This window comes from Stenotrophomonas sp. LM091 (assembly GCF_001806305.1).
GTDB lineage: Bacteria > Pseudomonadota > Gammaproteobacteria > Xanthomonadales > Xanthomonadaceae > Stenotrophomonas > Stenotrophomonas bentonitica_A.
Genome location: NZ_CP017483.1, coordinates 1,950,157 through 1,964,438 on the forward strand (window position 1 = coordinate 1,950,157; position 14,282 = coordinate 1,964,438).

The following is a 14,282-nucleotide window of genomic DNA, read 5'->3' on the forward strand; positions in this document are numbered from 1 at the left end:
ACCCGCATGCCCCCGCTGGCAGCCCGGAGAGGAATCCGGCATCCCCTGTGGCCTTCCCTACGGCCCACCGTGACGCGCCGCCCATGAGTGCGCCCATGCTGGATACCTACCGGGAGGTCATCACCCCCGAAGGCGTGCCCCTGCACCTGCCCGTCGCTGGTCCGTTGCCGCGTGCGCTGGCGTGGGCGATCGACTTCGTGATCCGGGTCGGCGCACTGATGATGCTGAGTATTCCGCTGGCCTTCCTTGGCGGGTTCGGCCAAGGTCTCTACCTCGGCCTGATGTTCCTGCTGATGTGGGCCTACACGATCGTCCAGGAGGCGTGCTGGGGCCGCACCCTGGGCAAGCGCGCGATGGGCCTGCGCGTGGTCGCGCGCGATGGTGGGCCGATCGGCTGGATGAGCGCGATCACCCGCAACCTGCTGCGCACCGTGGACATGCTGCCGTTCGGCTATGCGCTGGGGCTGCTGTCGAGCCTGTTCGATGCGCATGGCCGCCGCCTCGGCGATCTGGTCGCCGGCACCGTGGTGATCCATCAGGGCGCCGCGCCGCTGGGCGGCACGGTGCCGGTCGGCAGTGTGCTGGTACCACCGCAACCGCTGCAGCCGGCCGAACAGGCCGCCGTGGTCGCTTTCGCCGAGCGTGCGCCGCGGCTGTCGGCACCACGCCAGCAGGAACTGGCCGATATCGCCTCGCCGCTTACCGGAAGCCACGGCCAGGTGGGCGTGCTGCGCCTGTATGCGATGGCCAACTGGCTGTTGGGGCGGCGATGAGGCAGGAACAGTTCGTCGCCCGCTACCAGGCCGAATGGCAGGCGCTGGAGCACTGGCTGGCCCAGCGCGGTGAGCACCCGCGGCAGGCGCGCCGGCAGCCAGCACACGAGGGGCTGGACGATGGCGACTTCCCGCAGCGTTACCGCCGCCTGTGCCAGCAGCTCGCGCTGGCGCGCCGGCGCGGTTACAGCCCGCAGCTGGTGGCGCGGCTGCAGCAGCTGATGCAGCAGGGCCATACCCTGCTGTACCGCACCCCGCGCCCGCAGTGGCAGCGCGCGCTCGCCTTCCTGTTCGCCGATTTCCCGCAGCTTGTGCGCAGCCAGGCCCGCAGCATGTGGGTCGCTGCGGCGTTGTTCGTGGTGCCGCTGGTGGGCAGTTTCGCGCTGATCCTGTGGCGCCCCGAGCTGATCCACCTGCTGCTGGACAACGCGCGCATCGCCGAGTTCGAGCGCATGTACGATCCGGCCTCGCCGAACCTGGGCCGCGACAGCGGCACCAACTGGACGATGTTCGGCTACTACATCATGAACAACATCAGCATCGGCCTGCGCACGTTCGCCTTCGGGCTGATCGCCGGCGTCGGTACCGTGTTCGTGATGCTGTTCAACGGCGTCGGCATCGGGTCGGTGGCCGGGCATCTGCAGCATATCGGCCACGGCGATCCGTTCTGGCGCTTCGTGGCCGGCCATGGTGCATTCGAGCTGACCGCGATCGTGATCGCCGGCGGCGCTGGGCTGCAGCTGGGCATGAAACTGCTTGCGCCCGGTCGCCGGCGGCGCATCGATGCGCTGGTCGAGGGCGGTGTGATCGGGGCCAAGCTGTGCGTGGGCGTTGCCGCGATGCTGCTGGTGGCCGCCTTCATCGAAGCGTTCTGGTCCTCGATCGCCGCGATCCCGGCGTGGGGCAAATACAGCGTGGCCGCGGTGCTGTGGACCGCGGTGTTCGTGTGGTTGTGGCGCGGCGGGCGCGGAGCGGCCGATGCAGATTGATCGGCTCAACATCGTGCTGCGCGCGCGCTCGGGCTGGGAGGCCATGGAGCTGGGGATGGCCCTGGTGCGACGGCACGCGGCGGCGATCTGGGCGCCGTGGGTGAGCGTGTCGCTGCCGGTGTTCGTGCTGCTCAACGCGCTGGCCTGGTGGACGGACAGCTTCGGCTGGGCCTGGTTGGCGATGTGGTGGCTCAAGCCGTTGTTCGAACGCATCGCGTTGTACGTGATCTCGCGTGGGGTGTTCGGCGATGCCTCGACGACCACGCAGACACTGCGCGCGCAGCGCACGTGGGGCTGGCAGGGCTTCTGGGGCTACCTCGGCTGGCGGCGCCTGAGCCCGCTGCGCCCGGTGCTGCTGCCGGTGAATCTGCTCGAGGGCACGGACGCTGCGCATCGCCGCCAGCGTCGGCGTGCGATCGCCGGCGGCGCGGTCGGCCATGCGCTGCTGCTGACGCTGGTGTGCATGGTCTTCGAGATCGTGCTGGTGGTCGGCGGCATCGCGGCGGTGTTCCTGTTCATCCCGGTGGACCTGTTGTCCGAGTCCTGGCGCGCGGCGTGGGAGCTGGCCAAGCAGGACATGCCGGCGTGGATGCAGCTGGGCGTGAACCTGCTGTTCTGGGCCGCTGCGACGTTGATCGGTCCGTTCTACGTCGGCGCCGGCTTCGGTCTGTACCTGGACCGGCGCACGCAGATGGAAGCGTGGGATCTGGAGATCGCCTTCCGCCGCCTGCACGCCCGGCTGCAGCAGGCCGCGCCGCTGCTGGTGCTGGCCCTGGTGCTGATCTGGCCGGGCGCGGCGCTGCACGCCCAGCAGACACCGCCGTCGTCCAACAGCAAGGGGGCGGTGGCTGCACCGGCTGCCGCGCCGGCGCTGGAGGACGGTCTGGCGCCCGCGGCCGACGCGGGGTCCGATGCGCCTGAGGATGAAGACGCCGAAGACGAGGCGCCGGACGCTCCTACCCGGACGTTCGACAATGACCCGGACAACACTGCGGTCGGCGTCTTCGGCAACGAGGCGGTGGACACCGCCGGCTTCCGTCAGGCGGTGCAGCGCGCGTATGAAGACCCGCTGCAGAGCCCGACCCGCGAGGTCACTGAGTGGAAGCGCACGGATAGCGAGGCGGCCGAGGCCGAGAAGGCAAAACGCGAGGCCGCCGCCAACGGATCCCGGCAACGTGGCAACAAGGGCCCATTGCTGCCGGCCCAGATCGCCGAGTGGGCGCTGTGGGCCGTGGTCGGCGTCCTGGTGGTGCTGCTGCTGATCACCGCGCCGCGCTGGCTGCCATGGCTGCGTGGATCCGGCCAGCGCCGCCGGGCCAAGGCTGTGGCGGTCGTGGAAGAGCCGATCCGGGTACCGGACGTGGCGCCACCCGATCCCGCCGCGCGTGCGCGTGCACTGTGGCAGGAGGGCCGCCCACGGCAGGCGCTGGCGCTGCTGTATCGCGCCAGCGTGGAGTCCATGAGCGAGCGCGCGCAGATCAGCCTGCCGCCGGGCGCCACCGAAGCGCAGTGCCTGCGAGCCTCGCGACGGATGCCGGTCGAGGCCGATCGCCGCCTGTTCGAACGCATCGTGCGGGTCTGGCAGTACGCTGCGTATGCCGGCCGGCTGCCGGCCGATGATGATTTCGAAGCGCTGGCCACCACCCTGCAGCGCCAGTTCGGGTGGCGCGCATGAGCACCCGTCTGCGCTGGCTGCTGGTCGGCCTCGTGCTGCTGGTGATCGGGGTGCCGCTGGCGATCCTGTTCCTGCGCACGCACGAGCGGGTGACCCAGCTCGAGCACCTGCCGCCGCAGGGTGAAGCCAGCTACAACCCGTTGTATGTGCTCGGTCAGGCACTGCGCGCGGACGGGCTTACCGTGCAGTCGCAGCCGCGCCTGGACCTGGCCCGGATGCCGTTGCAGCCGGGCGACACGCTGGTGCTGCTGCAGGACAGCGCGGAAGTGCCCGCGCCTGCCGCCACGGCGCTGATGGCCTGGGTGGCGCGTGGCGGCCATCTGATCGCGCGCACGCCACCGGTGGGCAAGGAGGCCGCGCGCAATGGTCCGCTGCTGGACGCGCTCGGCGTGGACAGCGAGGACTACGGAAACTACTGCCAGCCGTTCCACGTGCGCGATGATCCGCAGCACGTCGAGTTCTGCAACGGGCGCCGCTTCGCGGTCCAACCGCCCAGGGGCATGGCGGTCGAGCGCCAGTGGGGCGACACGGGCGATCTGGTGTTCGCCCGCCTGCGCCACGGCCAGGGCCGCATCGATGTGCTGGCGGACATGGCCTTCATGGACGGCAAGGGCCGGCCCAATCCGACCGTTGCGCAGAACGCTGCCAACCCCGCCATCGACGGCCTGCACGACAAGGCCCATCGCGACCTGACCCGCTACGTGCTCGCACCCAACTACGGCAAGGGCACGATGTGGCTGGTCTACGCCTCCCGCCCGCCGTCGTTGTGGAACCGCGTGTTCTACCACGGCTGGCCGGTGTGGGCGCCGTTGCTGCTGGCCCTGCTCGGCTGGCTCTGGCAGCGCGCGCAGCGCCTGGGCAGCGAACTGCCTTCGCCGCCGGCCGAACGCCGTTCCCTGCTCGAACACATCCGCGCCAGCGGCGAACACCTGCTGCGCTTCGGCAAGGCGCCGCTGCTGTACGACGCGGTCCGGCGCGCGTTCCTGGCCCGCCTGCGGCGGCGTTCGCCGAGTGCGGCCGCGCTGACCGGCGAGGCCCGGGTGCAGGCCGTCGCCACCTTGCTGCAGTGGTCGCACGAGCGCGTGCAGACCGCGTTGACCCCACCCGCTTCCCACGACGTCGCCGGCCTGCGCGACCGCATCCGCCTGCTGATCCAGATGAGAAACCTGCTATGACCGAGCCGACGCTTCCGCCGCCGCTGTCCCCTCCTGCCGTGACGCCTTCACCGTCGCCGTTGTCCGAGCGCGTCGATGCCGTGCGCGAGGCCGTGGGCCGTGCCTTCATCGGCCAGCCCGAGGTACTCGACCAGATCCTGATCGCGCTGCTGGCCGGCGGCCATGTGCTGATCGAAGGCGTCCCCGGGCTGGGCAAGACCCTGCTGGTGCGCGCCCTCGCCCAGGCCCTGGAGCTGGACTACGGCCGCGTGCAGTTCACCCCGGACCTGATGCCCAGCGATGTCAGCGGCCACGCGGTGTACGACCCGAAGACGGAGAGCTTCAAGATCCGCCGCGGCCCGGTGTTCACCAACCTGCTGCTCGCCGATGAAATCAACCGTGCGCCGGCCAAGACCCAGTCGGCCCTGCTGGAAGTGATGCAGGAAGGCCAGGTCACCATCGAAGGCAAGGCGTTCGCGCTGACCCCGCCGTTCTTGACCCTCGCCACCCAGAACCCGGTCGAGCAGGAAGGCACCTACCCGCTGCCGGAAGCGCAGCTGGACCGCTTCCTGCTCAAGGTGCTGATCGACTACCCGGCGCTGGAAGACGAGAAACGCATGGTCGATGCGATCACCACCGGCCGCAGCGCGGCCGACTTCGATCTCTCGCAGGTGCCGCGCGTGCTGAGCGGGGCCGAGGTGGTCGCGCTGCAGCAGGCCACCGCGGCGATCACGGTCGATCCGGAAGTGATCGACTACGCGGTCCGGATCGTCGCCGCCACGCGGCAGTGGCCGGGCATCGCGCTCGGTGCCGGCCCGCGCGGCAGCATCGCGCTGGTGCGTGCGGCGCGTGCGCAGGCGGTGCTGTCCGGCCGTGATTTCGTCACCCCCGATGACGTGCGCGACATCGCCAGACCGGCGCTGCGCCACCGCATCGCCTTGGCACCGGAACTGCAGATCGAAGGACAAAGCGCCGACGATGCCTTGACCGCGCTGCTGGCCAAGGTGGACGCACCGCGCAAATGAGGGGGCGCGTCCTCCATCGCGAGCGACCGGCATGAGGCCGGGCCTACTGCTGCTGGCGCTGCTGGCCGGCTGGGGCCTGCTCGGCGTGCCGGTGGTACTCGGTGCCTGGCCGCACGCAGTCTGGTGGGCGATCGGCGGCGGCGTGGCGCTGATTGCGCTGGTGGACCTGCTGCGCCTGCGTGCCCAGCCCTCGCCCAGCGTGCATCGCGAACTGCCCGAGTCGCTGGCGTTGAACGTCGAGCGTGAGGCCACGCTGCGTCTGGAGTCGAGCCGCCACCAGCGTGTGGAGGTGTTTGATCTGGTTCCCGGTGGGTGGAGCCTGCAGGGGCTGCCGCGCAGGCTGGCCCTCAAGCCGATGGTGACCAGCAGCGTGGCGTACCGGTTGACCCCGACCACACGTGGCCGCTTTGTGTTCGAGGGCGTGCATCTGCGCGTGCACAGCGCCTGGCGGCTGTGGCACCAGCGGCGGCAGCTGCCGCCGGCGATGACGGTGCGCGTGTACCCCAACTTCGCGCCGCTCACCCGCTTCGCGCTGTTCAGTGCCGAACAGGCCTCGCGCCTGGTCGGTGCGCACCTCAAGCGCCGCCGCGGCGAAGGCACCGACTTCCACCAGATGCGCGAGTACCGCGTCGGCGACAGCCTGCGCCAGATCGACTGGAAGGCCACCGCGCGTGCGCGCAAGCTGGTGTCGCGCGAGTACCAGGACGAGAAGAACCAGCAGCTGGTGCTGATGATCGACACCGGCCGGCGCATGATGGCCAGCGAAGGCGGCCTGTCGCACTTCGACCATGTGTTGAATGCGGCGCTGGTGGTGTCCTACCTGGCGCTGCGCCAGGGCGACGGTGTGGGCCTGTTCGCGGCCGGGGGCGAGAGCCGTTGGGTCGCGCCGAAGCGCGGCATGGGCACGATCGATACCCTGCTGCGCGCCAGCTACGACCTGCAGGCGCAGCCGGTCGCCACCGACTATCTCGCCGCCGCCACCGAGCTCTCGCTGCGCCAGCGCCGGCGGTCGCTGGTGATGCTGGTCACCAACGTGCGCGATGAGGACATCGAGGACCTGCTCGCGGCGGTACGCCTGCTGCAGCGCCAGCATCTGGTATGCGTGGCCAGCCTGCGCGAGCGCGAGCTGGATGATGCGCTGGCCCAGCCGGTGGAGACCCTGCACGACGCCACCCAGGCCGGCGCGATCGCCCGTTACCTGCAGCAGCGCAGCGATGCGCATGATGCGCTGCGCAGCCATAGGGTGATGGTGCTCGATGTCACCGCCGAGGCTCTGCCCGGCGCGCTGGTGGAGCGTTACCTGGCGGTCAAGCGGGATGGCTTGCTGTAACCCACGCGTATCGACCAACGGTCGGTACCTAGCGGATGGCGTTGGCCTTGGCGATCAGACGAGCGGTGGCCTTCTGCAGCAGCACGCGGTTGCGTGCCAGTTTCATCCACTGCGGCAGGCGCGAGAACATTGACCCATTGGCGATACCGGTGCTCTCGCGCAGCGACGCAGTAGCGTAGTCGTGCAGTGCCTGGAGGTGAGCCGTGTTGTAGGCCCACAGCACGCCGGCGGCCGTTTTCTCAACCAACAGCAGCGACATGCCGAAATGCGGGTCGACTGCTTCGGTGCCGCGGACCTGCACTACGCTGACGGCGACATCGCTGCTGCGTCCACATTGGGCGCAGTTCGCCGCAAGGGATTTCATGGGCGGCGAGGCCACTTTGCGTGTCGCTGCGGCACTGACCCACTGATGACCACAGTAGCCACAGGGACGCCGGCCGCTGTAACGCACCGGCCCCACCCAGTCGCCAGGCCCGCAGCGGCTGCAACCGCAGCCACCGTCCAGCGCAACGCTGCAGTTCAGGCACCGAAAGCTGGCGGCTTTCTCCTGTTTGATCACCCATCCAGGCGATTGGCAGCGGTGGCAGCGTACCGCCACCCGATCCGCGTACCGCCACAGACCATGCCCATCATCCAGATGCCGGCCGGCCAACGGGCGGCCGCGCAGATCGCGACGGTACGTCATGGCCATCAGACGTAGATACGCGTCGGCGCTTCGTCGATGATCGCGTGCGGAACGAAGCGGGCGCTGTCGCGGGTGATCCGGCTGTTGTCTTCGCGGATGCCCATGCCACAGGCCTGGTCGCCCACCACCCAGCTGCCGATCAGCGGATACCCGCCATCGAACGCGGTGAGCGGATGCGCGGCCTGGCGGATTGCCGGGCCGGTATACGGGCCTTCGCTTTCCTGCCAGCTGCCATCGGCCAGGTGCATGGCCACGTTGGCGCCCTCGCGCGAGAACAGCGGCTTGCGCACCCAGCCGCGGGGCAGCTCGCTGCCGTCGTCGAACTCGGCGGCGAGCAGGTTCGGGTGGCCCCGGTGGCGCTGCCACAGCAGCGGCAGCACGCCCTTGTTGCTGAGGATCGCCTTCCAGGCCGGTTCCAGCAGCTGCACGCCCGAGGCAGGCAACGCCTGGCCGAACGACTCGGTCATCAGGTCTTCCAGCGGGTACAGCTTGAACAGGCTGCCGATCACGGTGTCGTCGAGCGCGGTGAAGCGCCCGTCTTCGGACAGGCCGATATCTTCGATCGCGATCGCTTCGCCGCGCAGGCCGGCCTGGGCAGCACAGTCGCGCAGATAGGCGACCGTGCCCTGGTCTTCTTCCGACGCACCCACCGCGCTGAAATACAGCGGCGGCGGCAGCTGCGCGGCCAGTTCACCGAACCGTTCGACCAGGGCTTCATGGATCGCGTTGAACTGGTCGGCGTGCGGCGGCAACCGGTTCTGGTTGCGCTGGTCCTCCAGCCATTGCCACTGGAAGAACGAGGCTTCGAACAGCGAGGTGGGCGTGTCGTAATTGAGCTCGTACAGCTTGGCCGGGCCGCTGCCGTCGTAGGCGAAATCCAGCCGCCCGTACAGGTGCGGCTCGCGGCGGCGCCAGCTGTCGGCGATCCAGTCGCGGAACTGCGGCGGGATCGCCAGCTGGTCCATCAGCTGCTGGCTGCCCACCACCTCGTCCACCAGGTCCATCGCCATGGCATGCAGCTCGGCGCTGGGATCTTCGATGTCCTGCTCGATCTGACGCAGGGTGAAGGCGTAATACGCGGTTTCATCCCAGTACGGCAGGCCATCGATGGTGTGGAAACGGAACCCCGACTCTTCGGCCCGGGCGCGCCACTGGCTGCGCTCGGCGATACGCACGCGCTGCATCGATCAGCCGCCGACGCTGCTGCGGTTGCTGCTGGAGTTGCCGAAGCCACCGCGGCTGGCAGTGACCGCCCGGTTCGGGGTGGCGGTCACCGGGGCCAGGCCGGCCTTGCCGGCGCCGATGCCGCTGGCGGTGTTCATCCCACCGGTGGACGGGCCCGGACGGGCCCAGCCCTTGGCCTTGTCCTGGTAGGCCGGCGCCGCCGCCGGCTGCTGGGCCAGGCCCGCGCCGCCCCGGTTGCTGAGCATCTGCGACATGAAGAAGCCCATCATCATCGGGCCGATGAACGAGTGGCCGGTGGAGGTCTTCTGTTCCACGCACTGCTCGGCGTTGTACTCGGCCTCACAGGCTTCGCGCGTGGCGTACTTGGGGGCGGCATCGGCCGACTGCTTCTGCGCTTCGGCAAAGGCATTGCGGCAGCTGGACGGATCGCCGGTGGCTTCGGTACAGGCCTGCACCGAGGTATAGAGCCCTTCCTGCACCTGCACGGCCTCGTTCTTCTGGCAGGCGGTGAACAGCAGCGGCGCAGCGCTCATCAGCAGCAGCGCAGTGGTCCTGGAACGTTTCATGGCGTCATGCCCCTAATGCGGTTATCTCCCCAATCATGCCTGATCGGCGCGAACAACCAAAACCGGCAAAGTCGAAAACATGAACAGCGTTTCAGGATTCGATCGCGCGGCAGCAGCGAAGGTGGTTGCAAACGCAACCGGAATTTTTCGGCAGAATCGAGGCGAAACGCGCCCCCACGGCCCGCCAGATCCTGCCAGCCACCATGCCTGAATACCGCTCCCGCACCTCCACCGCCGGCCGCAACATGGCTGGCGCACGCGCCCTGTGGCGCGCCACCGGGATGACCGATGGCGACTTCCACAAGCCGATCATCGCCGTCGCCAACTCGTTCACCCAGTTCGTGCCCGGCCACGTGCACCTCAAGGACCTCGGCCAGCTCGTGGCGCGCGAGATCGAGCAGGTCGGCGGCGTGGCGAAGGAATTCAACACCATCGCGGTGGATGACGGCATCGCCATGGGCCATGACGGCATGCTGTATTCGCTGCCCAGCCGCGAGATCATCGCCGACTCGGTGGAGTACATGGCCAACGCACACTGCGCCGATGCGCTGGTGTGCATCTCCAACTGCGACAAGATCACCCCCGGCATGCTGATGGCCGCGCTGCGCCTGAACATCCCGGTGGTGTTCGTCTCCGGCGGGCCGATGGAAGCGGGCAAGACGCGCCTGTCCGAGCACAAGCTGGACCTGGTCGATGCCATGGTGATCGCCGCCGATGAAAGCGCCAGCGATGAGAAGGTCGCCGAATACGAGCGCAGCGCCTGCCCCACCTGCGGCTCGTGCTCGGGCATGTTCACCGCCAACTCGATGAACTGCCTGACCGAGGCACTGGGCCTGTCGCTGCCGGGCAACGGCTCCACCCTGGCCACGCACGCCGACCGCGAGCAGCTGTTCCGCCGTGCCGGCCGCCTGATCGTGGAACTGTGCCACCGCTGGTATGGCGGCGAAGAGATCGGTGCGCTGCCCCGCGGCATCGCCACCCGCCAGGCGTTCGAGAACGCGATGACGCTGGATATCGCGATGGGCGGCTCGACCAACACCATCCTGCACCTGCTGGCGGCGGCGCAGGAGGCGGAAGTGGACTTCGACCTGCATGCCATCGACGCGCTCTCGCGCCGTGTGCCGCAGCTGTGCAAGGTCGCTCCGAACACGCCGAAGTACCACATGGAGGACGTGCATCGCGCCGGCGGCGTGTTCGGCATCCTCGGTGAGCTTGCGCGTGGCGGCCTGCTGCACACCGACGTGCCGACCGTGCACAGCCGCACCCTGGCCGAGGCGATCGCACGTTGGGATGTCGCGGTGAGCACCGATGAGAAAGTGCACGATTTCTTCCGCGCCGGGCCGGCAGGCATCCCGACCCAGATCGCGTTCAGCCAGGCCACGCGCTGGCCGACGCTGGACGTGGACCGCGCCGAAGGCTGCATCCGCGATGTCGCCCATGCGTACTCCGCAGAAGGTGGACTGGCCGTGCTGCGTGGCAACCTGGCCGTGGATGGCTGCGTGGTGAAGACCGCTGGCGTGGATGAATCCATCCATGTGTTCGAAGGCAACGCGCGGGTGTTCGAGAGCCAGGACGCCGCCGTGCAGGGCATCCTCGCCGATGACGTCGTCGCCGGTGACGTGGTCGTGATCCGCTACGAAGGCCCGCGCGGCGGCCCGGGCATGCAGGAGATGCTGTACCCGACCAGCTATCTGAAATCCAAGGGGCTGGGCAAGCAATGCGCCCTGCTCACCGACGGTCGTTTCTCCGGCGGCACCTCCGGGCTGTCGATCGGCCATGCCTCGCCGGAAGCCGCCTCGGGCGGCACCATCGGCCTGGTGCGCAACGGCGACCGCATCCGCATCGACATCCCGGCGCGGCGCATCGATCTGCTGCTGGATGACGCCACGCTGGCGGCACGCCGTGCCGAACAGGATGCACTGGGCTGGAAACCGCGCGAGGCGCGCCCGCGCAAGGTCACCGGCGCGTTGAAAGCCTATGCGTTGCTGGCGACGAGTGCCGACAAGGGCGCGGTGCGGGATCTGGCGAAGCTGGAGGACTGAGAGCGCCTGGAGGCGCCGCCCGGCTTGACCGGCAATGTGCCGTAGGCCAACACTCGCTCCAGACCTCTGCACAAGGATGTGACGATGCACGGCTCGCGCTCTCTGCTGGCTCTGGCCCTGTCGGCCGCCGCCTGTCCCGCCGTTGCCGACGAATGCGCGGTGGATCTCACTGCGATGCTGGCGTTGACGCCGGAGCAGTTCGATCAGGATCTGGGGGGCGGCTGGCGCCCCATGGCGGAGAAGGCGGAGTGCCAGCTGGCGGCCGCCGATCTCATCGCGGCCTATCGTGCGCAGCCCAAGGCCGCCGGCAATACCACGATGATCTGGCATGAAGCGCAGATGCGTGCACAGGCCGGGCAGGACGCACAGGCGGTCGCATTGATGCGGCAGACCTACAAGCCCGCGCCCGACGCTGGCGGTTGGAATCCCTACGTGGATGCCAGCATCGCCTTCATCGAGAAGGACCGGCCGGCCCTAGCCGCTGCCCGCACGGCGCTGGCAGCCCTGCCAGCGCCGCCGGAGGTGAACGTCAAGGATGGATTTTTCAGCTTCGCGATGCCGAACGGCGAGGTGGTGCAGGTCGCCTGGCCGCCCAACCTCGATGTGGTCGATGCGTTCGTCCGGTGCTTCGGCCAGAGCTACCGGCAGGCGTATTCCGCTCAGTCCTGCCGCCACCCCGACACTACGACCACGCCCGAGGGCCGCACACGCTGATCGGGTCGCAGGAGCTGCCCGTGTTACCCGATCACCCGCTTGAACGGCGGCAGTGAATCGATGATGCGTTTGCCGTAGCGGCGGGTCAGCAGCCGCGAGTCGAGGATGATCACGCGACCGGTATCGGTGGAGGTGCGGATCAACCGGCCGGAGAACTGGGTCAGCGTGCGCAGGGCGTGCGGGATCGCGATCAGGTTGAAGGCGTTCAGGCCGCGGCTTTCGAACCACTCGCTCAGCGTGGAGGTCTGCGGGTCGGTCGGGACCGCGAACGGCACCTGGGTGATCACCACGGTGGTGCAGGCTTCGCCGGGCAGATCCAGGCCTTCGCCGAAGGAATTCAGCCCGAACAACACCGAACCCTCACCGGCCGAGGTACGCCGCAGGTGCTCGTCGATCATCTTCTGCTTGGCGGTCTCGCCCTGCACCAGCACCTGTTTGCGCTGCGCGGCCGGCATCAGCTCGGCCACCTTTTCCATCTTCCAGCGCGAGGTGAACAGCACAATGCTGCCCTTGCCCCAGTCCAGCTCCTTGACCAGGTACTTGGCGATTTCCTTGGGGTGACCTTCCTTGTCATCCGGGGTGACCGGGAACGCCGGCACGATCAGCTGGGCCTGGTTGGGCAGGTCGAACGGGGAGGCGAGCGAGACCATCTCGGCCTCGGCCGGAATGCCGTTGTCGATGGCCAAGGCCTGGAAGTCGCCGCCGCCGGTCAGCGTGGCCGAGGTCATCACCACCGAATCCACTTCATCCCAGAGCAGCTTGCGCAGCACGTTGGCGGCCGACACCGGCGAGCCGTGCAGGACCAGGTCGCCATCGCGCGAGAGGGTGATCCAGCGCGCGGTCGGTGGCTGGCCGTCCTTGTCTTCGCGGCGCCAGCCGGTCCACAGGTTGTGCTGCTGCTCGATCATCTCCAGCGCCATGCCGAGGTTGCGCTGCAGGCGTTCGCGCGCGGCATCCTCGGGCTTGCCCTTGGCGACCTGCGTCAACGCGGCATGCGCCCAGTTGAACAGTGCGCGGGTGTCGTCGGCGATGGCCTCGATGTCCGGCATCCAGATCTCCGGCAGGCGGCCATTCGGGGCGCGCCACATCGGCTCCTGTGCGGACGGGTCCGGCCGCCAGCTGCGGTCGATCACATCGCGGAAGGCCTTGAGCTGCTTGCTGACCTTGGCGGCGACCTCGATCGCCTCGTTGGGCAGCAGGTTGCCCAGCTTGTCCTTGTCCACCGCGCGGTAGGCGGCGGCGATCAGGATCTGCAGGCGGCCGGTGCGCTTGGCCATCTCGTCCAGCGCGAGGCTGGCCGCACCCTGGTCGATGGCGACATTGCCGATATGGTGGCCTTCGTCGAGCACCAGCAGCATGTCCGACGGTGGGGCGATCAGCGGCTGGCCGTTGTCGCTCTCACCGATCGACAGCGCCGACAACAGCAGCGCGTGATTGGTCACCACGATCTGCGCCTCGCGCACGGTGTTGCGCGAGCGCAGCACCGCGCACTGCGCCGAGTACGCGCACTTGCGCCCGGCACAACCGGAGGCCGGCGTGGTGATGCGCGAGCGCAGGGTGTTGCTGATCGTTTCCGGCGCGTTGTCCAGATCGCCGTTCCAGCGGCCTTCGAGGAAGGCCTTGCTCAGCGACTGCGCCAGGTCCATCTCGATCGGCGCCAACGGGCGATCGAACAGCGGCTGCTCGTCTTCGAACATGCCTTCCTGCGCGCCATCGCCATGCGCTTCGGCGGCATTGCGGGTGCACAGGTAGCGGGTGCGGCCCTTGGCCAGCGCCACCGTCGCTTCGATACCGGTGGCCTTGAGGAAATTGGGGATGTCGCGCTCGACCAGCTGCGACTGCAGCGCCACGGTGCCGGTGCTGATCACCAGCTTCTTTTTGGTCGCCAGCGCGATCGGCACGCCGGCGGTCAGGTAGCCCAGCGACTTGCCGACGCCGGTCGGGGCTTCAACCACGCCCACGCCGCCGCTGTGCGAGAGCGCACGCGACACCACGCCGATCATCTGGCTCTGCGAGCGCCGGGTACTGAAGCCGGGCGTATTGGCCTGCAGCTTGGCGTAGGCGTCGCGGATGCCGGCCTTGAGTTCGTCGTTCAGGGCGCGGGGGGCTTCAACTTTTTCGGTCACGCCGGGGGACTGCCTGAC

The 14,282-nt window shown here is 68.9% G+C and carries 12 protein-coding genes; 8 read left to right on the forward strand and 4 right to left on the reverse strand.

The window, feature by feature from the left end:
* Window positions 1–83: 83 nt before the first annotated feature.
* Genes BIZ42_RS08505 through BIZ42_RS08530 form a run of 6 tightly spaced genes read left to right on the forward strand, consistent with a single transcriptional unit; the run spans window position 84 to window position 6,946 of the window.
* Window positions 84–773, forward strand: coding sequence for an RDD family protein (locus BIZ42_RS08505; protein ID WP_070426167.1), 690 nt, complete (start codon window positions 84–86; stop codon window positions 771–773).
* Window positions 770–1,762, forward strand: coding sequence for a stage II sporulation protein M (locus tag BIZ42_RS08510; protein ID WP_070426168.1), 993 nt, complete (start codon window positions 770–772; stop codon window positions 1,760–1,762). The genes BIZ42_RS08505 and BIZ42_RS08510 overlap by 4 nt, the downstream gene beginning before the upstream one ends.
* Complete coding sequence (locus BIZ42_RS08515; protein ID WP_070426169.1) at window positions 1,752–3,437, forward strand: DUF4129 domain-containing protein; 1,686 nt, start codon at window positions 1,752–1,754, stop codon at window positions 3,435–3,437. The genes BIZ42_RS08510 and BIZ42_RS08515 overlap by 11 nt, the downstream gene beginning before the upstream one ends.
* Window positions 3,434–4,612: a DUF4350 domain-containing protein gene (locus tag BIZ42_RS08520; protein WP_070427485.1), complete on the forward strand. Its 1,179-nt coding sequence runs from the start codon at window positions 3,434–3,436 to the stop codon at window positions 4,610–4,612. Before BIZ42_RS08515 ends, BIZ42_RS08520 begins: the two co-directional genes overlap by 4 nt.
* Window positions 4,609–5,616: a MoxR family ATPase gene (locus BIZ42_RS08525; protein ID WP_026070135.1), complete on the forward strand. Its 1,008-nt coding sequence runs from the start codon at window positions 4,609–4,611 to the stop codon at window positions 5,614–5,616. Before BIZ42_RS08520 ends, BIZ42_RS08525 begins: the two co-directional genes overlap by 4 nt.
* Before the next feature lie 31 nt (window positions 5,617–5,647).
* Entirely contained in the window at window positions 5,648–6,946 is a 1,299-nt protein-coding gene (locus tag BIZ42_RS08530) for a DUF58 domain-containing protein (RefSeq protein ID WP_070426170.1), read from the forward strand.
* A 28-nt stretch (window positions 6,947–6,974) separates the two neighbouring features.
* On the opposite strand, the gene BIZ42_RS19990 is transcribed toward BIZ42_RS08530, so the two are convergent.
* The 3 genes from BIZ42_RS19990 to BIZ42_RS08545 form a co-directional block, all read right to left on the reverse strand.
* The gene (locus tag BIZ42_RS19990) at window positions 6,975–7,310 is read right to left on the reverse strand and encodes a hypothetical protein (protein WP_319624342.1); all 336 of its coding nucleotides are present in this window, start codon (window positions 7,308–7,310) and stop codon (window positions 6,975–6,977) included.
* Between the two features lie 326 nt (window positions 7,311–7,636).
* Window positions 7,637–8,815 carry a glutathionylspermidine synthase family protein gene (locus BIZ42_RS08540; protein WP_019185431.1) on the reverse strand — a complete coding sequence of 393 codons (1,179 nt, stop codon included), beginning with the start codon at window positions 8,813–8,815 and terminating at the stop codon, window positions 7,637–7,639.
* Between the two features lie 3 nt (window positions 8,816–8,818).
* The gene (locus BIZ42_RS08545) at window positions 8,819–9,382 is read right to left on the reverse strand and encodes a DUF1190 domain-containing protein (protein ID WP_070426171.1); all 564 of its coding nucleotides are present in this window, start codon (window positions 9,380–9,382) and stop codon (window positions 8,819–8,821) included.
* 203 nt (window positions 9,383–9,585) lie between these two features.
* On the opposite strand from BIZ42_RS08545, the gene ilvD reads away from it, so the two are divergent.
* Together ilvD and BIZ42_RS08555 are read left to right on the forward strand one after the other, a co-directional pair.
* Complete coding sequence (gene ilvD / locus BIZ42_RS08550) at window positions 9,586–11,424, forward strand: dihydroxy-acid dehydratase (protein WP_019185433.1); 1,839 nt, start codon at window positions 9,586–9,588, stop codon at window positions 11,422–11,424.
* Between the two features lie 84 nt (window positions 11,425–11,508).
* A complete protein-coding gene (locus BIZ42_RS08555; RefSeq protein WP_019185434.1) occupies window positions 11,509–12,138 on the forward strand; it encodes a hypothetical protein in 630 nt (209 codons plus the stop codon).
* Between the two features lie 23 nt (window positions 12,139–12,161).
* Here the strand turns inward: BIZ42_RS08555 and dinG are convergent, their stop codons facing one another.
* Window positions 12,162–14,264: an ATP-dependent DNA helicase DinG gene (dinG, locus tag BIZ42_RS08560; RefSeq protein WP_070426172.1), complete on the reverse strand. Its 2,103-nt coding sequence runs from the start codon at window positions 14,262–14,264 to the stop codon at window positions 12,162–12,164.
* Window positions 14,265–14,282 lie beyond the last annotated feature (18 nt).